Annotated in this window: 21 protein-coding genes; 6 read left to right on the forward strand and 15 right to left on the reverse strand. The window is 66.4% G+C overall.

Going from position 1 to position 20,264, the window contains the following annotated elements:
• Positions 1 to 241: 241 nt before the first annotated feature.
• Together CBY09_RS08485 and CBY09_RS08490 are read left to right on the forward strand one after the other, a co-directional pair.
• Positions 242 to 1,324: a TRAP transporter substrate-binding protein gene (locus tag CBY09_RS08485; protein ID WP_094288440.1), complete on the forward strand. Its 1,083-nt coding sequence runs from the start codon at positions 242 to 244 to the stop codon at positions 1,322 to 1,324.
• 199 nt (positions 1,325 to 1,523) lie between these two features.
• Positions 1,524 to 2,606, forward strand: coding sequence for a TRAP transporter substrate-binding protein (locus CBY09_RS08490; protein WP_094288442.1), 1,083 nt, complete (start codon positions 1,524 to 1,526; stop codon positions 2,604 to 2,606).
• Positions 2,607 to 2,947: 341 nt separating this feature from the next.
• Here the strand turns inward: CBY09_RS08490 and CBY09_RS08495 are convergent, their stop codons facing one another.
• The 4 genes from CBY09_RS08495 to CBY09_RS08510 all read right to left on the reverse strand — a co-directional run bounded on the left by CBY09_RS08495 (position 2,948) and on the right by CBY09_RS08510 (position 7,033).
• Entirely contained in the window at positions 2,948 to 3,412 is a 465-nt protein-coding gene (locus CBY09_RS08495; protein WP_240515645.1) for a hypothetical protein, read from the reverse strand.
• Between the two features lie 52 nt (positions 3,413 to 3,464).
• Positions 3,465 to 4,985 (reverse strand): TRAP transporter large permease, encoded by a 1,521-nt coding sequence (locus CBY09_RS08500; RefSeq protein ID WP_094288446.1) that lies wholly within the window; start codon positions 4,983 to 4,985, stop codon positions 3,465 to 3,467.
• Between the two features lie 92 nt (positions 4,986 to 5,077).
• Positions 5,078 to 5,617, reverse strand: a complete 540-nt coding sequence (locus CBY09_RS08505) for a TRAP transporter small permease subunit (protein WP_094288448.1) — start codon at positions 5,615 to 5,617, stop codon at positions 5,078 to 5,080.
• 297 nt (positions 5,618 to 5,914) lie between these two features.
• A complete protein-coding gene (locus tag CBY09_RS08510) occupies positions 5,915 to 7,033 on the reverse strand; it encodes a substrate-binding domain-containing protein (RefSeq protein WP_094288450.1) in 1,119 nt (372 codons plus the stop codon).
• Between the two features lie 63 nt (positions 7,034 to 7,096).
• Here CBY09_RS08510 and CBY09_RS08515 point away from each other — a divergent pair, with 63 nt between their 5' ends.
• From CBY09_RS08515 to CBY09_RS08525, 3 genes are read left to right on the forward strand one after another with little or no spacing between them, the layout of a single operon-like run.
• A complete protein-coding gene (locus CBY09_RS08515; RefSeq protein WP_094288452.1) occupies positions 7,097 to 7,834 on the forward strand; it encodes an ABC transporter permease in 738 nt (245 codons plus the stop codon).
• Positions 7,831 to 8,559 carry an ABC transporter ATP-binding protein gene (locus tag CBY09_RS08520; RefSeq protein ID WP_094288454.1) on the forward strand — a complete coding sequence of 243 codons (729 nt, stop codon included), beginning with the start codon at positions 7,831 to 7,833 and terminating at the stop codon, positions 8,557 to 8,559. Before CBY09_RS08515 ends, CBY09_RS08520 begins: the two co-directional genes overlap by 4 nt.
• Entirely contained in the window at positions 8,556 to 9,395 is an 840-nt protein-coding gene (locus CBY09_RS08525; protein ID WP_165773887.1) for an ABC transporter substrate-binding protein, read from the forward strand. Before CBY09_RS08520 ends, CBY09_RS08525 begins: the two co-directional genes overlap by 4 nt.
• A 182-nt stretch (positions 9,396 to 9,577) precedes the next feature.
• Here the strand turns inward: CBY09_RS08525 and CBY09_RS08530 are convergent, their stop codons facing one another.
• The 11 genes from CBY09_RS08530 to CBY09_RS08580 all read right to left on the reverse strand — a co-directional run bounded on the left by CBY09_RS08530 (position 9,578) and on the right by CBY09_RS08580 (position 19,686).
• Positions 9,578 to 11,278 carry an ABC1 kinase family protein gene (locus tag CBY09_RS08530; RefSeq protein ID WP_094288456.1) on the reverse strand — a complete coding sequence of 567 codons (1,701 nt, stop codon included), beginning with the start codon at positions 11,276 to 11,278 and terminating at the stop codon, positions 9,578 to 9,580.
• Positions 11,279 to 11,293: 15 nt separating this feature from the next.
• Entirely contained in the window at positions 11,294 to 11,779 is a 486-nt protein-coding gene (locus tag CBY09_RS08535) for a DUF2269 family protein (protein WP_094288459.1), read from the reverse strand.
• Positions 11,776 to 12,162 carry a DoxX-like family protein gene (locus CBY09_RS08540; RefSeq protein ID WP_094288461.1) on the reverse strand — a complete coding sequence of 129 codons (387 nt, stop codon included), beginning with the start codon at positions 12,160 to 12,162 and terminating at the stop codon, positions 11,776 to 11,778. Before CBY09_RS08540 ends, CBY09_RS08535 begins: the two co-directional genes overlap by 4 nt.
• Positions 12,159 to 13,286, reverse strand: a complete 1,128-nt coding sequence (locus CBY09_RS08545) for a saccharopine dehydrogenase NADP-binding domain-containing protein (protein ID WP_094288463.1) — start codon at positions 13,284 to 13,286, stop codon at positions 12,159 to 12,161. Before CBY09_RS08545 ends, CBY09_RS08540 begins: the two co-directional genes overlap by 4 nt.
• A 171-nt stretch (positions 13,287 to 13,457) precedes the next feature.
• Positions 13,458 to 14,582 (reverse strand): molybdenum ABC transporter ATP-binding protein, encoded by a 1,125-nt coding sequence (gene modC / locus CBY09_RS08550; RefSeq protein ID WP_094288611.1) that lies wholly within the window; start codon positions 14,580 to 14,582, stop codon positions 13,458 to 13,460.
• Between the two features lie 7 nt (positions 14,583 to 14,589).
• Positions 14,590 to 15,270 carry a molybdate ABC transporter permease subunit gene (gene modB / locus CBY09_RS08555; protein WP_094288465.1) on the reverse strand — a complete coding sequence of 227 codons (681 nt, stop codon included), beginning with the start codon at positions 15,268 to 15,270 and terminating at the stop codon, positions 14,590 to 14,592.
• Positions 15,271 to 15,305: 35 nt separating this feature from the next.
• Positions 15,306 to 16,076 (reverse strand): molybdate ABC transporter substrate-binding protein, encoded by a 771-nt coding sequence (gene modA, locus CBY09_RS08560; protein WP_094288467.1) that lies wholly within the window; start codon positions 16,074 to 16,076, stop codon positions 15,306 to 15,308.
• Positions 16,077 to 16,245: 169 nt separating this feature from the next.
• Positions 16,246 to 18,216, reverse strand: coding sequence for a sensor domain-containing diguanylate cyclase (locus tag CBY09_RS08565; RefSeq protein WP_094288469.1), 1,971 nt, complete (start codon positions 18,214 to 18,216; stop codon positions 16,246 to 16,248).
• 80 nt (positions 18,217 to 18,296) lie between these two features.
• Entirely contained in the window at positions 18,297 to 18,545 is a 249-nt protein-coding gene (locus CBY09_RS08570) for a DUF2798 domain-containing protein (protein WP_094288471.1), read from the reverse strand.
• On the reverse strand, positions 18,542 to 19,141 hold the full coding sequence (locus tag CBY09_RS08575) for a flavodoxin family protein (RefSeq protein ID WP_094288613.1): 600 nt from the start codon (positions 19,139 to 19,141) through the stop codon (positions 18,542 to 18,544). The genes CBY09_RS08570 and CBY09_RS08575 overlap by 4 nt, the downstream gene beginning before the upstream one ends.
• Positions 19,142 to 19,188: 47 nt before the next feature.
• Positions 19,189 to 19,686: a DUF2938 domain-containing protein gene (locus CBY09_RS08580; protein WP_094288473.1), complete on the reverse strand. Its 498-nt coding sequence runs from the start codon at positions 19,684 to 19,686 to the stop codon at positions 19,189 to 19,191.
• 105 nt (positions 19,687 to 19,791) lie between these two features.
• Between CBY09_RS08580 and CBY09_RS08585 the strand changes: the two genes are divergently transcribed.
• Positions 19,792 to 20,235, forward strand: coding sequence for a helix-turn-helix domain-containing protein (locus tag CBY09_RS08585; RefSeq protein WP_094288475.1), 444 nt, complete (start codon positions 19,792 to 19,794; stop codon positions 20,233 to 20,235).
• Positions 20,236 to 20,264: the final 29 nt, after the last annotated feature.

Below are 20,264 nucleotides of genomic sequence, written 5' to 3' on the forward strand. Positions count from 1 at the left end.
TCCGGACGGCTCATGCAGCCCGTGTCTCTAGCCCTTTCTAGCCATTGATCGCTGGTGGTGGAGGGGCGGAATTGGGTGTGCTGCGGCGATCCAGTTCCTTGTGAGACCGGGAAAACCAAGAGGGCTCGATGCCCCTCGTACTCCTACAATCGTGACAAAAGGCAATAGGCTAAGGCCTGCGCTGGGCGTCGCGACGGGGTTCTGCTCCATTGCCTGTCACAAACTCACGGAGACTAGTGTTATGGATCGCCGTTCCCTCATCAAACATGCAGGCATCGCCGGGGTGTTGGCCACCGGAGCGGCGCCTGCCGTGTTTGCGCAAGCATCCATACGGTGGCGATTGGCATCCAGTTTCCCCAAGTCGCTGGATACTATTTATGGTGGCGCCGAGGTGTTTGCGAGGGCCGTCAAAACGATGACGAACGGCCGCTTCGATATTTCGGTGCACGCAGGTGGAGAATTGATGCCGGCGTTCGGTGTCGTGGATGCAGTGCAGGGCGGGTCCGTGGAAATGGCGCACACCGTGCCGTACTACTTCTATGGCAAGAGCCCCGCCTTTGCTCTGGGCTCTGCCATCCCCTTTGGTTTCAATTCCCGCCAGATGAGTGCTTGGATGCAGCATGGCAACGGGCGCAAACTCATGAACGAGTTTTACGGAGGCTTCAACATGGTGAGCTTTGCCGGTGGAAACACCGGCACGCAGATGGGGGGGTGGTACCTGCGTGAGATCAAGAGCCCGAGCGACTTCAAGGGCATGAAGATGCGGCTGGGAGGCGGACTGGTCGGAGACGTGATGGCCAAGCTGGGGGCCATTCCGCAGAGCATCCCAGGGGGCGAGATCTACCAGGCGCTGCAGAAAGGCACCATCGATGCTGCTGAATGGGTGGGGCCCTACGATGATCAGAAACTGGGCTTTCACAAAGTGGCGCCTTACTACTACTACCCAGGTTGGTGGGAGGGTGGGCCCGAGGTGGATTTCTTCATCAACCGCAAGGCGTTTGATGGTCTCTCTGCAGACTACAAACTCATCGTGGAGGCCGCCGCCGCCTTGGCGCATTCGGACATGCTCGCCAAGTACGACGCGCTGAATCCCACAGCGCTCAAGCAATTGGTTGCAGCCAAGACCAAGGTGCTGCCTTTTTCACAGGCCGTCATGGACGCATCGTTCAAGGCCTCGATGGATGTCTTTGCAGAGAACGACGCCAAATCTCCCGAGTGGAAGAAGATCTACGGTGACATGCGTAATTTCCAGCGTGACCAGATCCTCTGGTTTCGATTTGCCGAAGCACGCTACGACACTTTTATGTCAGCCCAGAAGATCTGAGTGGGATGGAGGTGGCTGCGGGTTGGCGCAATTGCTTGCAGAAGCCTGAACGCTCGGGTACCTCCGTGATTTTCACGGGAAAACCCGCAAATCTGGCGGGGGGCATCTTCCTACAATCGTTTCCGGTAAAGAGGTCCTTGGGCATCGGGTATTAGCCCTGCGCGCCAAGTTGTGCAATAGAGTTTTCGGAGATAACCACATGGATCGTCGTTCAATCATCAAGCATGCTGGTATTGCTAGCGTGCTGGCTGCGGGTGTTGCTCCTGCCGTTCACGCACAGGCTGCTGTGCGCTGGCGCCTTGCGTCGAGTTTCCCCAAGCCACTCGACACCATTTACGGCGGCGCTGAAGTGTTTGCCAATGCGGTGAAGGCCATGTCGGGCGGCAAGTTCGAAATCTCCGTCCATGCTGGCGGTGAGCTGATGCCAGCCATGGGCGTGGCCGACGGCGTGCAGCAAGGTTCGGTGGAAATGTGCCACACCGTGCCGTACTACTTCTACGGCAAGAACCCCGCTTTCGCGCTGGGCTCGGCGATTCCGTTCGGCATGAACTCGCGCCAGATGAACGCCTGGATGATGCACGGCAACGGCCGCAAGCTGATGGATGAGTTCTATGCCGGCTACGGCATGCTGAGCTTCGCTGGCGGCAACACCGGCACGCAGATGGGCGGCTGGTACCGCAAGGAAATCAAGTCGGTTGCCGACCTCAAGGGCCTGAAGATGCGTCTGGGCGGCGGTCTGGTCGGTGAAGTGATGACCAAGCTGGGCGTGGTTCCGCAAAGCCTGCCTGGTGGCGAAATCTACCAGGCGCTGGAAAAAGGCACCATTGATGCAGCCGAGTGGGTGGGGCCGTACGACGACCAGAAGCTGGGCTTCAACAAGGTCGCCCCGCACTACTACTACCCCGGCTGGTGGGAAGGCGGTCCTGAGGTGGACTTCTTCGTCAACCAGAAAGCCTACGACGCGTTGTCGGCTGAGAACAAGGCCATCATTCAGGCTGCATCGTCGCATGCAGCCGTGGACATGCTGGCCAAGTACGATGCCCGCAACCCCGTGGCACTCAAGCAGCTGATCGGCGCCAAGATCAAGCTGCTGCCGTTCACCAAGGATGTGCTGGACGCTTCGTTCAAGGCATCGCAAGAGGTGTACGCTGCGAACGACGCCAAGAGCCCTGAGTGGAAGAAGATCTACGCCGACTTCCGTGCGTTCCAGCGCGATCAAGTGGCATGGTTCCGTGTGGCTGAAGGCCGGTTTGATAGCTACATGCAAACCGTCAAGCTCTGATCTCGCACTCGCCCAACCCGTTCTGGGGAAACAAAAAAAAACCGCGCTTCGGCGCGGTTTTTTTTGGTCCAGTAGGTTGGGTTCTGCTGGCACAGAGCCTAGCCTGCGGGTTGTTTTGCATGGATGCACCAAGCACCTGGCACGACGCAATGGGCGCGCCGTGCGGCGGTACCATCATGATGGCTTTGGTTTTGCGCAGGTCTTGCAGATATTGCGTCCTGTGCTCACCGCTGAGTCACGGGGGACGACGGCGCGAGAAAAAGAAACCGCGCCAGGGCGCGGTCATTGGGCTGCAGGGTGCAGCGGGTGTGGGAGGTGATGGCTGCTGGCCACCCCCCCAATCAGAACTGGCGAAATGCCTTGAGTTCGGCGCCGATGCGTTCGAACTCGGCGATGAGCTCGGGTGTGGCGCCGTAGAACACAGTGAACTTGCCTGCCAGTGTGCGCACATACAGGCGCGGTGCGATGAGCCAGCTCAGGCCTGGAACGCGGATCACGCGCACGTAGGCCAGATCATCGAAAGCCATGGCCTTGTCCCACACCCAACGTTGGTGCAAGCCGCTCGCATGGATGCGGGTGCGGCTGACCATGATGCTCCACCAGGTCCAGGCCATAAGCACCAGGCCGGCGATGAACCAGCCCGTACCGTTGCTTACGCCGCTACCGAGCGCGCCACGTGACCACAGCTGCGCAAACCAGAGGGTGGAGCCCCCCACGATCACCGTGGCAAAGACCCGGAAGGTGGTGGAGAACGCCGCGCCCGCCACTTCGCCACCTGTGGGGGCGAAGCGGAAGGGCTCCATCATGGGTTGGGGTGTGAAGTTCAACATGCAGATCGATCGTGCCGCAGTGCGCCGGTCACTTGGCGGGTTCGGCCGGTGCAGCGGGCTCCGCCGGAGGCGTTGCCGTATCGCCGAAGGGGTTCTCCCCAGCGCCCGATGTTGATTCTTCGGTGCGCATGTCGTCCACGGGCACTTCGATCTGGACCTTGTCGGTATCGATGATTTCCTGCTTGGGCAGGAACATGGTCACTGTCTGGGGCACGAAGATCACGATGGCGACCAGCAGGATCTGCATCACCACCCAGGGGATTGCCCCCATGTAGATATCGCTGGACAGCACCGGCTTGGGAATCCGCCCTTCCTTGAAAAGTGTGTTGGCAATGCCGCGCAGATAGAACAGCGCGAAGCCGAAGGGCGGGTGCATGAAGCTGGTCTGCATGTTCACGCACAGCAGAACGCCGAACCAGATCAGGTCGATGCCGAGCTTGTCGGCGACGGGGCCCAGCATGGGCAGGATGATGAAGGCGATCTCGAAGAAATCGAGGAAGAACGCCAGGAAGAAGATGAAGATGTTCACAGCGATCAGGAAGCCGATCTGGCCGCCTGGCAGGCCTGCGAGCATGTGCTCGACCCACTTTGCGCCGTCCACGCCCTGGAACACCATCGAGAACACGCGCGCACCAATCAGGATGAACACCACCATGGCCGTCAGGCGCATCGTTCCCTGCATGGCCTCCCACATCAGCGCCCAGTTCAGGCGCTTGTGGATGGCCGCCAGCAGCATGGCACCCACCACGCCCATGGCGCCCGCTTCTGTTGGCGTGGCAATGGCGGTGTCGATGCCGGGCAGGCCGCCCATGGAGCCCAGCACGGCGAAGATCAGCAGGGCCGAGGGGATGATGCCGCGCAGGCATTTGAGCCACAGCTTGGCGCCCGACATGGTGCGTGCTTCCTTGGGGATGCCAGGCACATAGTGGGGCTTGAAAACGCCCAGCAAGAAGGTGTAGCCCGCAAAGATCAGCACTTGCAGGATGGAGGGACCCCAGGCGCCACGGTACATGTCGCCCACCGAGCGGCCGAGCTGGTCGGCCATCACGATCAGCACCAGCGAGGGCGGCACCAGCTGCGTGATGGTGCCCGAGGCCGCCAGCACGCCGGTAGCGTAGCGCATGTTGTAGCCGTAGCGGATCATCACGGGCAGCGAGATCAGCGCCATGGCAATCACCTGGCCCGCCACGGTGCCGGTGATTGCGCCGAGGATGAAGCCAACGATGATCACCGAGTAGCCCAGGCCGCCGCGCACGGTGCCAAACAACTGGCCCATGGAGTCCAGCATGTCTTCAGCCAGGCCGCACTTCTCAAGGATGGCGCCCATGAAGGTGAAGAAGGGGATGGCGAGCAGCAACTCGTTGGAGAGGATGCCGAAGATGTTGATGGGCAGGTTGGCCATGAAGACAGCGGGGAACCAGCCCATCTCGATGGCAAAGAAGCCTGATACGAGCCCCAGCGCTGCCAGTGAGAAGGCGACGGGGAAGCCGATCAGCATCACCACCACCAAGCCCGCGAACATGATCGGGGCAAAGTTTTCCATTTGCATTTTTTTTTCCTGATTTATCCGGAATGGAGATCGCGGCGCGACGCTTTGCAGCTCATTGGCACCGCAGGTTCTTAGTTCAGCCTGGGGTCGGGCTACTGAACCGGCTTCTCGTAGTGGGTGTTCATCTGATAGATGCCACGCAGATAGGCCACGCGCTTGACGATTTCGGCGAGGCCTTGCAGGAACATGAGGACGAAGCCAAGTGGCATGAGCAGGAGTGCGGGCCAGCGGATGAGGCCACCGGCATTCCCGGACATCTCTCCGGAGACGAAGGCGCGCATGAACAGCGGCCAGCTGAAGTAGGCGATCAGTGCCATGGCGGGCAGCAGGAAGATCACCAGGCCCGCGATATCTACATAGACCTGCTTGTTGCCACGCAACTTGCCATACACAATGTCAACACGCACGTGCTCGTTGAGCATCAGTACAAAAGGGGCGCCCAGCATGACCGTGGCGGCGAACAGATACCACTGGATCTCCAGCCAGGCGTTGGAGCTGAGGTCCAACCCGTAGCGGATGAACGCATTGCCTGCGGAAATGAGGGCTGCAGCCAGGACGGTCCAGGTCGCAACTTTGCTGAGCCTGCTGGAAATCCAGTCCATGCCCAGAGCCAATTTGAGTAGTGTTGACACGTGGTGTCTCCTCGAGTTTAGAAACGGATACGCGGGCCCAGTACGCTGCTGGGCCCGAGGGTGTCTGAAAGTAACGCGGATACTACCCCTTCGGCGCTGAAGAAAGCCTGACGCGGAACCATGGGGTTTTCCTCAGGGGGCGGCTGGTCCGTGCCGATTCAGCCGGGCACCCAGGGCACTGTTGCCCGGTGCTTGGTTTGAGGCGAAAACCTGTGCTGTCCCGCAGGCCGCCGGGCTGGAGCTGACAAGGCGGGTCTCTTTGGTCCCTTCCTCAACCCTGCCGGGGCGACTGGTTTGCTAAGCCCTTTTGGACGGAGACCGCTTGGCTCGGGTGAACTGCCACCAGGGCAGCACCATGCTCATGGCCAGCACCTCGCCGCAGCGCAGGGGGGTGTAGCCGGGCAGGGTGGCCATGTGGGCCAGCCATTCGGGGGTTTGCAGCAGGGTGCGCAGGGCGAGCGTGGCGGGTTGGTCCAGGCTGGCTTTCAGGCAGGCCAGGTGGTAGCGCTCGTGCACCAGCGGCACAAAGTCCAGCCCGCGCGCGCGCGCGGCCAGCTCGATGCCCATGCCCACATCGGCGGCCCCGGCGGCCACGGCCTGGGCAATGGCGGTGTGGGATGGCTCATTGAGCGCATAGCCGACGATGCCCTGCGCATCCAGCCCCGCCTGGGCCAGCAGGTCGTCGAGCAGCACCCGCGTGCCCGTGCCCAGGGGCCGGTTCAAGAAGCGTGCGCCGGTGCGGGCCACGTCCTGCAGGCTGTGCAGCCCCAGCGGGTTGCCTGGCGCCACGATGAGGCCCTGCGTACGCTGGGCAAAGCCGATGATCTTGTGCAGGCCCGGCTGCAGCAGGGGCTGGTAGGTATGTGCGGTGAGCGAATCGGCCCCGGCCTGCTCCACGGTGTGGAAGCCAGCCAGCGTGCAGCGCCCTTCGTTCAGCGCGCGGATCGCGTCCACGCTGCCAGTGAAGCGGATGTCGAGGTGCAGTGCGCCCGTATCGGCCTGCGCGGCATGGGTGCGCAGGGCCACCAGGGCGTCGTCGTGGCTGGCGTACAGGGTGAGCACATGGGCGTTGGGGTCGAAGGCCACGGCAAACGCACGTTCCAGGTCGGCGTGCAGCGCCGCAATCTGCGGTGCCAGCCGTGCCTGGGCCTGGCGTTCGGCCCACAGCAGCTTGGCGCCGAACTCGCTGAGCTGGGCCGACTGGCCCTTGCCCCAGATGATCAGCTCGCCGCCCAGCTGGTCCTCCCAGCGCTTGAGTGCACCCCAGACATGGCGGTACGAAAGGTCCAACGCACGTGCGGCACCCGAGATGGAGCCATGTTCTGCCACGGCCTGCAGCAGCTCGGGCAGCGGGTTGCGGATGAGGGCGTTGCCGGCATCCTTGCTGAGTGTGTAGTGAAGTTGGACCCTATGCACGGACGTTCATATCGCTGGATATTGGATGGGTGCCTACGATAGCCCAAACCGATCCTCTGGCCCATGTCCACTCTCACCGAAAGCGCGGTCACAGCGCTGCAACTCACCCTCTCCTCCGACCCCGTCCTCTGGACCATCGTGGGCCGCTCCTTGTCTGTCAGTGCCACGGCCTGTCTGCTGGCCTGTGGCATGGGCCTGGTGCTGGGCGCCTGGCTGGGCGTGGCTCGCTTCACCGGGCGCGGGGCGGCGCTGGCGGTGCTCAACACCCTGCTGGCTGTGCCCTCGGTGGTGGTGGGGCTGGTGGTGTACCTGGTGCTGTCGCGCAGCGGGCCGCTCGGGTCGCTGGGCTGGCTGTTCAGCTTCAAGGCCATGGTGCTGGCGCAGGCCATTCTGGTGTTGCCTGTGGTCACGGCGCTCACGCGCCAGGTGGTGGAAGACGCCGAGCGCGCGCACGGCGAGCAGCTGCGCTCCATGGGCGCAGGCCCGCTGCTGCGGGCCCTGCTGCTGGCCTGGGACGAGCGCTATGCCTTGCTCACGGTGCTGCTGGCCTCGTTCGGCCGCGCCATCTCCGAGGTGGGCGCGGTGATGATCGTGGGCGGCAACATCGACGGCTTCACGCGCGTGATGACCACGGCCATTGCGCTGGAGACCAGCAAGGGCGACCTGCCCCTGGCGCTTGCGCTGGGCATCATCCTGCTGGCCGTGGTGCTGGCGCTCAATGTGCTGATTGCGCTGCTGCGCCGCTGGCGCGAGCGGGTGGACGGCTCGGCAAGCGGCACGGCGGTGGGGGTGGCGGCATGAGCGGCGCACCCAGCACGGCGTGGGCCGACCTGCGGCAGGTGACGGTGCGCTACGGCCGCGTGCCCGCGCTGGAGCAGGTCACGCTGCGCATCACCCCCGGCGAGCGCGTGGCGCTGGTGGGCGCCAACGGCAGCGGCAAAAGCACCTTGCTGCGCGTGCTCAATGGCCTGGCGGGCACCCAGGCAGGCGGCCTGCACTGCGATGCCACCTTGCGCCAGGCCATGCTGTTCCAGCGCCCGCACATGCTGCGCACCAGCGCGCAGAACAACGTGGCGCTGGGCCTGTGGCTGCGCGGTACGCGCTGGCGCGATGCGCGGCTGCAGGCGCTCACGGCGCTGCAGCGCGTGGGCCTGCGCGACATCGCTGCGCAGAACGCCCGCACCTTGTCGGGCGGCCAGCAGCAGCGGGTGGCGCTGGCCCGCGCCTGGGCGCTGCGGCCCGATGTGCTGCTGCTCGACGAGCCCACCGCCAGCCTCGACCCCCATGCCAAGCGCGAGGTCGAAGCCCTGATGGCCGACTTTGCCGCCAGCCACGGCGCGGCGGGCCCGGCCCACCCGGTGACCATGGTGTTCAGCAGCCACAACCTGGGCCAGGTCAAGCGCCTGGCCAGCCGTGTGATCTACCTGGAGCATGGCCGCCTGGTGGCCGATCTGCCGGTGCACGACTTTTTCAACGGCCCCCTGCCAGAGGCCGCCCGTTTGTTTGTCAAGGGAGAACTGGGATGATGGCGATGACGAAAAACTTCAAGCTTTTTAAGCCTCTTGCGCGCGTCCAGTATGTGCTGATAGCTACTGTTTTTGTAGCGTATGGCCCAGCATCCGCCCAGAACATCACCATGGCGTCCACCACGTCCACCGAGCAGTCGGGCCTGTTTGGCCACCTGATGCCCGAGTTCAAGAAGGCCAGTGGCCTGGACGTGAAGGTGGTGGCCCTGGGCACCGGCCAGGCGCTCGACATGGCGCGCCGGGGTGATGCCGATGTGCTGTTTGTGCACGACCAGGTCGCCGAAGAGAAGTTTGTGGCCGACGGCTGGGGCGTGAAGCGCTACCCCGTGATGTACAACGACTTCATCCTGATCGGCCCCAAGGGCGACCCGATGGGCACCAAGGGCAAGGACATCGTGGCCGCTCTGCAGAAGCTGGCCACGGCCAACGGCAACTTTGTCTCGCGCGGCGACAAGAGCGGCACGCACGCGGCCGAGCTGCGCTACTGGAAGCTTGCGGGTGCCGACACGGCCAAGGGCAGCGGCTACAAGGAATGCGGCTGCGGCATGGGCCCGGCGCTCAACATCGCCGCGTCGAGTGGCGCCTACGTGCTGGCCGACCGGGGTACCTGGCTCAACTTCAAGAACCGTGCCGACCTGGCCGTGCTGGTCGAAGGCGACACCAGGCTTTTCAATCAATACGGCGTGATGGTGGTCAACCCCGCCAAGCACCCGCATGTGAAGGCGCAGGACGCGCAGAAGTTTGTGGACTGGGTGGTGTCGCCCGCTGGCCAGCAGGCCATCGCGGGCTACAAGATCGGGGGCGAGCAGCTGTTCTTCCCCAACGCTGGAAAGTAAATCCCCCTGAGTCGCTTCGCGCCATCCCCCAAGGGGACGCCACCGGTGGCCCGGCGGAGCCGGTTCCACGGTGGCACGGGCTTGCGCCGCGCCAGTTTCCAAGCGACAGGGGCTGTGCGGGTTGTCACGTTAGCAAGGCAGGTCGGGCTCGCGCGAAGGGGCGCAACCCAACAGCTGCATGCTCAGTCGTCATCCCGGTGGTGGCTGCTGCGCCAGATGGCCCGCACCAGCCACAGCCCACACACCACGGCGCCAAAGAAGCCCAGAAAACCAAACGCGGGCAGCCCGAACAGCGTGGGCCCGCCCTTCACGGTCATCACGATGGACGAGCCGATGATCAGCGACGCAATCACCAGCGCCATGGCCAAGCGGTTGGCCGAGCGGTCGATCTGGTCACCCACGCGCTTGAGGTGGGCCAGCTCGATGCCTACCTGCAGGTGCCCACGCCGCGCATTGCGCAGCAGCCGCGAGAGGTCGTCCGGCAGCTGCTCCGCCGTGGCCAGCACCCGCCGCAGCGCGGTCCAGGCGCGCCCGGCCAGCGCCTCAGGGCGGTAGCGGTGGCGCACCACCTGCTGGAGCACGGGCAGGGTTTCGGTGGCCATGTGAAAGCCCGGGTCCAGGTTGCGGCCCATGCCTTCGAGCGAGATGAAGGCCTTGATCAGCAGCGCCAGGTCGGGCGGCAGCCCCAGGCGGTGCTCGCGCAGGATGGCGCTCACGTCCGCCAGCATCTGGCCCAGGCTCAGCTGCGCCAGCGGCACGCCGTGGTACTGGTCCACAAAGGCCTCGACCTCGGTTTCGAGCTGGCCCAGGTTCAGGCCCTGGGCGTCGCCCGTCCAGTCCAGCAGCACATCGGCCACCGCCTGGGGCTGGTGCTCCACCAGGCCCAGCAGCAGTTGCAGCAGCTCATCGCGCCGCCGCTGCGACAGCCGCCCCACCATCCCGAAGTCGATGAAGGCAATGCGGTTGCCGGGAAGGTAGAACACGTTGCCCGGGTGCGGATCGGCGTGGAACAGGCCGTCTTCCACAATCATCTTGATCACCGCCTGCGCGCCCCGCTGCGCCAGCACGCGGCGGTTGAAACCCGCCTCGGGCGTGAGCGCGGCCAGCGCGCCGCCAGGTGTGCCGTCGATGAAATCCTGCACGTTGATGCGCTCGCGGGTGTAGGCCCAGTGCACGCGCGGGATCACGATGTGGGGCAGCGCTTCGGCCATGTTGGCGGCGATGCGCTCGGCCTGGCGGCATTCGCCCGCCAGGTCCAGCTCGCGCCGCAGGGAGCGTGCGAATTCGCGCACCAGCTGCTGCGGCCGGTAGGGCTTGAGCGCAGGCAGCTCGGCCTCGGCCAGCGCGGCCAGGCGTTGCAGCAGGCGCAGGTCGGCGTGGATGGTGTCGGCAATGCCGGGGCGGCGGATCTTGACCACCACTTCGGTGCCGCCATGCAGGCGGGCGCGGTGCACCTGGGCGATGGAGGCCGCAGCCAGCGGTGTGGTGTCGAACCACGCGAACACCTCTTCGGGCTCGGCGCCCAGGTCTTCGCGCAGCTGCGGGCGCAGGGCATCGAAGGGCACGGCGGGCACCTGGCTGTGCAGTTTTTCGAACTCGGCAATCCACTCGGGGCCGAACAGATCGGCCCGGCCCGCGAGGATCTGCCCGAACTTGACGAACGCCGGGCCCAGTTCTTCCAGCGCCAGCCGCACCTGCACGGGCGGCTCCACGCGGGCCAGGTCGGCGGCATGCGTCCAGTTCAGCGCCTGGCCCGCGCGCTCCAGCCTGTCGGCCAGGCCCATGCGGCGCACGGTGTCGCCAAAGCCGTGGCGCACCATCACCCCCAGGATTTCCTTCAGGCGCCCGAGGTCGCGGGCCGTGTCCAGCGTTTCGATGAGCATGGGGCCATCATAGGTTCAGAAGCCCAGCGCAGGCTTGTTCACCATCAGGTAGAACACCACGGCCATGGCCACAAAGGCGGGGTAGCCCAGCGCCTCCCACCAGCGGGCGTAGCGCCAGTACAGCGGGGGCAGCACGCCGTCGCCCTGTTCGCTTTGTGCGGCCTGCGCTGCCATGTCGCGCATGCGCAGCTGCAGCCACACCACGGGCAGCCAGCAGGCCCCGGCCACCAGGTACAGCGCGATCGACACAGCCAGCCACGGTGTGCTCCAGGGCAGGCCCGCCATGGCCGCCATGGCCAGCCCCGTGGCGGGCTGGATGAGCACCGTGGGCGCGGTGAACCACCAGTCTGCCCGCACCACCAGGCGCGTGACCACGGCCTGCGCCTGCACATTGCCGCTGCGGTTGGTGAAGAACATGTAGAACGCCGAGCCGAGCCCCGTGCCCACCAGCAGCACGCTGGAGACGATGTGCAGCCACTTGAGGGTGAGGTACAGGCTCATGGGGACTTCGCGCGTTCGTCCTGCAGCAGCACCAGCAGGATGGCGGCAATGGGCAGGTTCTTGGTCAGCGGGCCCAGCGGGTGCAGCCACCAGGACGGGTCGATGGCGCTGGCCAGCAGGGTCATGATCCCCATCAGCACCAGGGCTGCGAGGTAGGCCGCCCGGCCGGGCCGCCAGGCCATCCAGGCGCCCAGCGCCGCATCGGCGGCAGCTCCGGCCAGGATGAGTGAGGGCGCCAATCCTGCAATGCTGCTCCACGCAGGGGGCAGGCTGACCAGCAGTGCGCGGCTTTGCCCGTTCAGCTCCACCACGCTCACCAGGGCCGTGGCCAGCCACACGAAGACAAGGCTCCAGCGCAGCAGCGCATGGGCGGCGGGCGTCATGCCTCCTCCACGGTGTCTGTCACCATGCCCCACTTCGCAAACTCGGGCGCAAATGCTGCCAGCGGCAGCAGGCCGGTGCTGGTATGGGCGCCTGTGGGCAGGGCCTGCCCGGCGGCCAGTTGCCGGGCCAGCAGGATGGCGGCCATGCAGGGGATCTCGGGGCCGTGGTCGTGGTCGGCCGCAATGTGCCACGCGCGCTGGCGCGGCTGGCCCTGGGCGTCGGCACCTGCCACCCGCACCACCATGCCGCCCAAGGGGGTGCCCAGGGCGTCGAGCACGCCGCCGGTGCGGTGCAGCAGCCCCGCCAGCTTTTCGGGGTGGGGCAGCAGCCCCCAGTGGCGCAGGGCGGCCAGGGTGGCAAAGCTGCGCTGCGCGATGCCCACTTCCAGCGCGGCGCGGAACAGGACGCGGTCGCGCACCCGGTAGTGGGCTGGGAAAATCTCCAGGTCCGGGATGTCGCACACTGCCCCCAGGCGTGGCCGCAGGCGGTGGAACCGCACCGGCGTGGGCGCGGCCCAGCCCCGCCGGGGCTGCCAGCGGCCACCTTCCCACACGGGAATTGGCAGCCCGCAATAGCTCAGCACGGCGGCCAGCGTGGCCTCACCGCGCGGCGCGCGCTGTGCAGGGGCGATGCAGATGTCGATGCTGTCGATGTGCTGCCAGTCTGCGCACAGGTGGTCGATGACAGCCGACGACAGTGCGGGCACGGTGCTGGCTCCGGTGACTGCGGTGCGCCCGGCCGCCGCAAAGGGGGCCTGCAGCGCTGCCGGAAAGTCGCACGCAAACCGGCGCCCGTCGGCCAGGTCAATGTAGTGCGCGCCTGCCTCGGCAGCGGCCTGGGCCACGCCGTAGGCCTGTGCCTGGAAGGGGCCTGCCGTGTGGATCACCAGGCCCACGCCCAGCGCGCGCAGCCGGTTGGCCAGGCCGGGTGCCTGGTGGTCCAGCGCGATGCCTTGCGCGCCGTGGTCCAGCGTGTGCGCCAGGGCCTGGGCGCGGGTGGCATCACGGCCTGCCACCAGCAGTTCGATGCCGTGGTGGGTGGCCGGGTCGCCCGCCAGTGCGCGGCAGATGCGTGCGCCAAAGTTGCCGTAGCCGCCCAGGACCAGGGTTTTGAGGGCTGCCATGGCTCAGACCCCGCCCGGCTTGGTGTGCACGCCTTCATGGAGTCGCGCGTGCGTACCGGTCAGTGATCGTCTGCATCGTTTTGTCCACGCCATGGCCACCCTGTCCTCCCCTTTTGGTGTTGTGTGTCTGCGGGCCATCATACGATCGGTGCGGCCTGACTTTGGGCGGGGTCAGTTCACGATGGCAATGCCCTTGATCTGCGCAAAAACAGCCCGACCCGGCGCCAGCGACAGCGCCTGGGCCGACCGCTGGGTGACCCGCGCCAGCAGCCGCGTGGCCCCGGCGTCCAGCGCCACCATGCACTGGCCTGGGCTGTCTTCGGCCAAGGCCACCACGGTGGCGGGCAGGATGTTGAGGATGCTGCTGTCTTCGGGCGCGGCCAGGGCCAGGCTCACGTCGCGCGCCTGCACGCGCAGGCGCAGTGCCTCGCCCGGCGCGTGCGCCGTGGGGCTGACCAGCAGCAGTTGCCCGCCGCTGAACCCCACGGTGGTGATGTGGTCGTGTGCATCATGCTGCTGCACGGTGCTGTCAATCACCGTGGCGGCTGCATCGCCATGGGCTAGGGGCAGGTCCAGGCGGGTGATCAGCTCGCCCGTGGGGCCCTGGGCCAGCACGCGGCCTTCGCGCAGCAGCACCATGTGGCTCGCCAGCCGTGCGACCTCGTCGATGGCGTGGCTCACGTACAGCACGGGGATGTCGAGCGCGCGGTGCAGCGTCTCCAGATAGGGCAGGACCTCGGCCTTGCGCTGTGCGTCCAGCGCGGCCAGGGGCTCGTCCATGAGCAGCAGGCGCGGGCTGGTGGCCAGCGCGCGCGCAATGGCGACACGCTGGCGCTCGCCGCCCGACAGGGCCTGGGGCTTGCGCTCCATCAGATGGCCGATGCCCAGCAGTTCAACGGCCTGCTCCAGCGCCACCTGGCGCCGCGCGGGCGGCGTGCGCTGCAGGCCATAAGCGATGTTGCCGCGCACGTTCAGGTGGTCGAACAGGCTGGCCTCCTGAAACACATAGCCCAGCGCGCGCTCGTGGGTGGCGCGCCAGAGGTGGGCGGCGTCGTCCTGCCAGACCTCGCCATTCACCACCACGCGGCCGGGCCGGGCGCGGGCCAGGCTCGGGTTCGGATGATTGCGGGTCAAGCCCGCGATGCCACGCAGGCAGGTGGTCTTGCCGCAGCCCGAGGGGCCGAACAGCGCCGTCACACCGCGTCCAGGCAGATGCAGGTCCACATCCAGAGTGAAGCCTGGGCGCACCAGGTGCAGGCGGGCGTCGATGAAGGGCAGGGGCGGTGCGGTTTCCATCATTGCCTCACGACACCAGGGGGGCGCGGCGCCGCGTGAGGTTCAGGCCCAGCAGCACCAGGAACGAGAACACCACCATGCCCCCGGCCAGCCAGTGCGCCTGGGCATACTCCAGCGCCTCCACGTGGTCGTAAATCTGCACTGACACCACACGCGTCACGCCAGGGATGTTGCCGCCCAGCATGAGCACCACGCCGAACTCGCCCACCGTGTGCGCAAAGCTCAGGATTGCGGCATGGACAAAACCCGGCCGGGCCAGCGGCAGCGCCACGGTGAAGAACCTGTCCAGTGGGCCCGCTCCCAGGGTGGCGGCGGCCTCCATCGGCCGACTGCCGATGGCCTCGAACGCGTGCTGCAGCGGTTGCACCGCAAACGGCAGCGAATAGATGAGCGAGCCCACCACCAGGCCCCAGAAGGTGAAGGGCAGCGTGCCCAGCCCCAGGCTTTGGGTGAATTGCCCGATAGGGCCTTGGGGCCCCAGGGTGATCAGCAGATAGAAACCGATCACCGTGGGCGGCAGCACCAGGGGCAGCGCCACCACCGCCGACACCGGGCCGCGCCAGCGCGACCGCGTGTGCGCCAGCCACCAGGCCAGCGGCGTGCACAGCACCAGCAGCAGCACCATGGTGGTGCCTGCCAGCCGCAGCGTGAGGCCAATGGCCGCCAGGTCAGCGCTGGAGAAGGGCATGGCAGGGGATGGAGGAGTGTGTGGGCCGCAGGGGGTCAGAAACTGTAGCCGTGCGACCGGATGATGGCCCTGGCCTTGTCGCCACGCAGATAGCTGAGCAATGCTGCCGCCGCTGCGCTGTCCTTGCCGGGCAAAAGCAGGGCGGCATCCTGGCGGATGGGCTCGTGCAGGCCAGCGGGCACCTGCCAGGCCGAGCCGTTCGTAATCTTGCCGTCGGCCATCACCTGCGACAACGCCACAAACCCAAGTTGCGCATTGCCGGTGGCCACAAACTGGTGGGTCTGTGCAATGTTCTCGCCCTGTACCAAACGCGGCTGCAGCCGTGCGGTCACGCCCAGCTTGTCCATGGCCTGCATGGCTGCCATGCCATAGGGCGCGATCTTGGGGTTGGCAATGGCCAGGTGCTTGAAGTCGCCGGTCTTGAGCACGCTGCCCTGGGCGTCCACATAGCCGGGCTGGGCGCTCCACAGCACCAGTGTGCCAATGGCATAGGTAAAGCGCGCGTTGGCCACGGCCTTGCCTTCCTTCTCCAACCGGGCGGGGGTGGTGTCGTCGGCCGACAGCAGGATCTGGAACGGTGCGCCGTTGCTGATCTGCGCGTAGAACTTGCCGGTGGCGCCAAACGACAACTCGGCCTTGTGACCCGTGTCGGTCTGGAAAGCTGCAGCAATCTTCTGCATGGGGGCCGTGAAGTTGGCGGCCACTGCAACAGAGACGGTGTCGGCCTGCGCCGTCTGTACGGAGGCCAGGGCGAGACCGAACCAGCCAACGATGGCGCGAAGCGCGGGGGCGAGGTGCTGGAGCATGGTGGTGGATGCGAGGGAGTCGTTATTCACATTTGGAATAGCGAGTATAGACACCCTGCTGGTGGCCTGTCCGCGAGGGCTTGTTGGGGGATGGGAGCCAGGGGCGCAGGGGCGGAGACCTTGTCGGTGGCACCGCCGTGCCGCCGTGCAGCAGGCCGCCTGATGGACGTCAGTCTTCGGTGCACACCTGGTTGCGTCCTTGGGCCTTGGCCCGGTAGAGCGCCGCATCGGCCCGCTTGAGGGTGGCCTCGATATCGGCATCGCCCGGGCCCCATTGCGCCAGCCCGATGGAAGCCGTGACATGCACGGCGCGCCCATCGCGCAGAGCCACTGGGGTGGTCTGCAGGGCCAGGCGCAGGCGCTCGGCGGCGGTCACTGCTTCGGCCAGCGGGGTGGTAGGCATGAGCACGGCAAACTCTTCTCCGCCGATGCGGGCGGGCAGGTCCACACTGCGCAACTGGGCCACCAGCAACTGCGCCAGCTGCACCAGCACATCGTCGCCCCCGGCATGGCCGTACTCGTCGTTGATCTTCTTGAAAAAGTCCACGTCCAGCATCAGCACGCAGAACACCTGCATGCTGCGGCGACTGCGCGCGATTTCGTGTTCGGCTTTGTCGTAGAAGTCACGCCGGTTGCTCAGGCCGGTCAGTGCATCGCTGCGCGCCATGCGCTCCAGCTGGGCCTGCACACGCTTCTTCTCGGTATGGTCGAACACGGTGGAGCGGCTGGCCACAAAGCGGCCCTGGGCATCGTGGATGGCGGTGGCGCTGATCAGGATGGGCATGGCCTCGCCGGACGCGGTCAGCAGTTCCATCTCCAGGTCCTTGATGTGGCCTTCGGTCATGAACTGGGGAAAGCGGTCCTGGAAGATCTGTTGGCTGGCCGGTGTCAGAAAGTCGGAATAGGCCCGGCCCTGCACCAGTGCCAGCGGCAGGCCCAGCCATTGCAGCTCGGTCTGGTTCATGCGCAACACGCGGCCCTCGTGGTCGAGCGAGTGGTAGCCGCAGGGCGCGTGGTCGTACAAATCCTGCACCTGTTCGCGCGCGCTCACGGCCACGTCGCGGTCGCCGCGCATGGCCGCCTCGCTGCGCCGGGTGGCATCAAACTGCTCGGCAATGGCCGCCAGCTCGGACACCCGCAGGGTCACGGGCCTGCTGCGTGGATCGGCAGACCCGTCCACGGCGTGGGCCACGGCCTTCATCTGGCGCAGCAGGTAGCGCGAAAACGCCATGGCGGTGACTACCGACAGCGCCATCCACAGCAGGCCCAGGCCCGCCATGTGCCACAGCATGTCCGTCAGGGGGCCGTGCAGGATGGTCTGCGGCACCGCCACGCCCAGGTACCAGTCAAAGCCGAACACGGGCCGCACCAGGTTCATGGTGGGCGTGCCTTCCAGCGTGGCGCCCAGGAACGGGGCGGGTTGTCCGGCGGAGAGGATGCCTTGCCGGAACGATGCGCTGGCCGGTTTGCCCACATACCGCGCCGCATCGTGGCTGCGTGCCACCACGGTGCCTTCGGCGTCGGCGATGCCCGCAATCCAGCCTGCGGGCAGGCGTTCAGCGGCCACCAGGCTGTTGAGCGAGTCCACAGCCAGGATGCCGCGCAGCGCATAGGTGGCCTCGCCCTCGCGCGCCAGCGGCACGGTGAGTGCGACCACCTGGATGGGGCTCACCGGGGATAAAAATGGCCCGGACACATTCGGACTCTGGGTACGCAACGCGGTGGCAACGTGGCTGGCGGCGCTCACGGGCAGGTCGGTGCGTCCAAACGGGGCAGCCGTCAGGAAAAGGATGCGGTCCTGGGTGACCAGGGTGATCGCGCGGATGTCGGGGTCGCGGGCAACAACACGCTTGGCGTGGAGGTAGAGGCCGGGCGCATCCAGCGCCAGGGCGGCATCGGATTCGGCCAGCGCATTGAGGGTGCCCAGGGTGCTGTGCAGCTTTTCGGCCACGGTGTGGGCCAGCTCGTCACTGCGGCGTTCCAGCTGCTCCACCAGGGTGCGCTGCTGGAACTCCTTGAACTCCCACACCACCGACAGTGCAAACACCAGCAGCGGCAGGGTCGTCAGCAGCGACAGGCCCAGCAGCCACATGCGCAGGCGCAGGCGCACGGTGCGTGGCGGGAGCGTGGGGGTGTTCATGGCCCGCAGCGTAGCCGCTTTTGGGGCGCTGCGAAACGCGGTTTTTGCTGTGGGCCCCAGGCTGAGGTTGCTACCGCATTTCAGTGGCGGTGCGACCCCTTTGCACCGGGTGTGGTGAGCCGGGCCACGGCCCGGCGGGCCAGCGGGGCCGCCAGCATCACGGCCGGGAACGCCAGCAGCCACGCGGTCAGCCAGGCGCTCATCCACGGGCCCACAAAGCCCTGGTGCGGCGGCAGCGTGCGGTAGGTGGCGATGCCCGACACCAGCAGCGACATCGTGCCCGACAGAATCAGGCTGAACAGCGCGGGGCCATAGCGGGCGGGGATCATGCGGCGATCTCCTCACGGGGCTGTGGCGCAGCAACGGTATCCAGGCGCTGCAAGGTCTGCGCAAAATGTCGGCCAAACATCCGGGCCGTCTTCACATCCCCTGGGGCAAAGGCATCGGCGGGGGACCCGTGGCCTGCCTGCGCCATCAGGCCTGACCACGAGCCCAGCCGGTTGGCGGCCTCGTCGTACGGTACACCGGCATGCTGCTCGGGCAGGATGGGGTTGCCCACCCACACCATGCCGTGCTGCATCGCAAACACAAACATCGACAGCAGCGTGGACTGCTTGTCGCCCGCAGGCAGCGACGACACGGTGAAGCCCGCTGCGAGCCGGTTCTTGAGCTGCTGCGTCTTCCACAGGCGGCCGGTGGCGTCCATGAAGGCCTTGAACGGGCCGGAAACCCCGCCCAGGTAGGTGGGCGAGCCGAGGATCACGCCGTCGTAGCGCAGCAGGGCGTCGGGGGTGTGGGCCAGGTCTTCGGCCCGGACCAGCTCGGCGTGTATGTCGGGTAACCCTTGGGCGCCCTGGCAGACCTGCTGCGCGATGTGGGCGGTGTGGCCGTGGGCGCTGTGATAGATGATGGCGATGTGTTGCATGGTGTGGTTTCCTTGGGTGTTTTCTGGGGGGAGGGCGCGGGAGGCGGTCATCGTGAAACCAGGCCGATGGCCAGCGCGGACAGGTACAGGCCGAAGCCAAAAACGGTGTGGTTGGCCAGGCTGCGCAGGCAGTTCCTGAGCGGCGTGGGCGTGCGCGATGCGGCAAAGCCCGCGCCCATGGCCGGTTGCATCACCAAAAGCGGCGCGGCCACGGTGCCAATGCCCAGGGCCAATGCGGGCAGCAGGGTGGGGCTGCGCACCCAGTCCGTGCCCTGGATGGCCACCAGCACCATGGCAAAACCCACGCCCACGGCGTAGTGCGTGAGCCAGCCCCAGGCCTTCTCACCCCGGATGGGTGCCGCCTCGGCGATGGCCGCGTGGGCGAACTGGCCGCGCAGCAGGTGGCCCACCCAGCGGCCGATGAACGCGAAGTTGAGCGTGGGCACGCCCAGGCGCTGGAGCAGCACCAGCCAGGCGTCCATGACGGCGGTGGCGCCGATGCCGATCAGCAGGGCGAGCGGAAGGTCTTGCCATTGAAAAGCCATAAAAAACTCCTTGGACGGTGGACGTGAAAACGGGTTGAATTCACGGTTGAATGGACTGTAGAAGTTCAAGTCAACTTGAAGTCAAGGGCTTGCTGGAGGTTTTTTATGGACATTGCAGAAGTTGCCAAACGCTCGGGCCTGCGGGCATCGACGCTGCGGTACTACGAAGAAAAGGGCCTGGTGCACTCGGTGGCCCCGCCGGGTGAGCGGCGCCGGTTTGCGCCCGGCGTGCTGGACCAGCTGGCGCTGATTGCGCTCGGGCAGTCGGCGGGGTTCTCGCTGGACGAGATCCGCTCCATGTTCCTGCCTGGTGGCGAGCCCCACATCGACCGGCAACTGCTCTCGGCCAAGGCCGACGAGCTGGATGCCATGGTCAAGCGCCTCAAGGCCATGAGCAACGGTCTGCGCCACGCAGCGGCCTGCCCGGCCGAAAGCCATGCGCAATGCCCGTCCTTCCAGCGGCTGCTGAAGGCGGCGGCGGATGGCGCGCTGGCGCGTCAGCAAAAGTTGGCGAAGCCGGTCAAGGGGCTGCGCCGCAAGGCGGGCTGAAGAGCCTGTGTGGCGGGCCCTGTGAGGCA

It is taken from the genome of Acidovorax kalamii, from assembly GCF_002245625.1.
In the GTDB taxonomy this organism is placed as follows: Bacteria; Pseudomonadota; Gammaproteobacteria; order Burkholderiales; family Burkholderiaceae_C; genus Acidovorax; species Acidovorax kalamii.

Excerpts from the sequence above, each read along its gene's own strand:
- CBY09_RS08570 (WP_094288471.1), bottom strand. The coding sequence starts at position 18,545 with ATGATCCCCGCCCGCTATGGCCCCGCGCTGTTCAGCCTGATTCTGTCG.
- CBY09_RS08575 (WP_094288613.1), bottom strand. The coding sequence starts at position 19,141 with ATGCAACACATCGCCATCATCTATCACAGCGCCCACGGCCACACCGCC.
- CBY09_RS08525 (WP_165773887.1), top strand. The coding sequence starts at position 8,556 with ATGATGGCGATGACGAAAAACTTCAAGCTTTTTAAGCCTCTTGCGCGC.
- CBY09_RS08495 (WP_240515645.1), bottom strand. The coding sequence starts at position 3,412 with ATGATGGAGCCCTTCCGCTTCGCCCCCACAGGTGGCGAAGTGGCGGGC.
- CBY09_RS08565 (WP_094288469.1), bottom strand. The coding sequence starts at position 18,216 with ATGAACACCCCCACGCTCCCGCCACGCACCGTGCGCCTGCGCCTGCGC.
- modB (WP_094288465.1), bottom strand. The coding sequence starts at position 15,270 with ATGCCCTTCTCCAGCGCTGACCTGGCGGCCATTGGCCTCACGCTGCGG.
- CBY09_RS08500 (WP_094288446.1), bottom strand. The coding sequence starts at position 4,985 with ATGCAAATGGAAAACTTTGCCCCGATCATGTTCGCGGGCTTGGTGGTG.
- CBY09_RS08585 (WP_094288475.1), top strand. The coding sequence starts at position 19,792 with ATGGACATTGCAGAAGTTGCCAAACGCTCGGGCCTGCGGGCATCGACG.
- CBY09_RS08530 (WP_094288456.1), bottom strand. The coding sequence starts at position 11,278 with ATGCTCATCGAAACGCTGGACACGGCCCGCGACCTCGGGCGCCTGAAG.
- CBY09_RS08520 (WP_094288454.1), top strand. The coding sequence starts at position 7,831 with ATGAGCGGCGCACCCAGCACGGCGTGGGCCGACCTGCGGCAGGTGACG.
- CBY09_RS08535 (WP_094288459.1), bottom strand. The coding sequence starts at position 11,779 with ATGAGCCTGTACCTCACCCTCAAGTGGCTGCACATCGTCTCCAGCGTG.
- CBY09_RS08485 (WP_094288440.1), top strand. The coding sequence starts at position 242 with ATGGATCGCCGTTCCCTCATCAAACATGCAGGCATCGCCGGGGTGTTG.
- CBY09_RS08545 (WP_094288463.1), bottom strand. The coding sequence starts at position 13,286 with ATGGCAGCCCTCAAAACCCTGGTCCTGGGCGGCTACGGCAACTTTGGC.
- CBY09_RS08580 (WP_094288473.1), bottom strand. The coding sequence starts at position 19,686 with ATGGCTTTTCAATGGCAAGACCTTCCGCTCGCCCTGCTGATCGGCATC.
- modA (WP_094288467.1), bottom strand. The coding sequence starts at position 16,076 with ATGCTCCAGCACCTCGCCCCCGCGCTTCGCGCCATCGTTGGCTGGTTC.
- modC (WP_094288611.1), bottom strand. The coding sequence starts at position 14,582 with ATGGAAACCGCACCGCCCCTGCCCTTCATCGACGCCCGCCTGCACCTG.
- CBY09_RS08490 (WP_094288442.1), top strand. The coding sequence starts at position 1,524 with ATGGATCGTCGTTCAATCATCAAGCATGCTGGTATTGCTAGCGTGCTG.
- CBY09_RS08515 (WP_094288452.1), top strand. The coding sequence starts at position 7,097 with ATGTCCACTCTCACCGAAAGCGCGGTCACAGCGCTGCAACTCACCCTC.
- CBY09_RS08540 (WP_094288461.1), bottom strand. The coding sequence starts at position 12,162 with ATGACGCCCGCCGCCCATGCGCTGCTGCGCTGGAGCCTTGTCTTCGTG.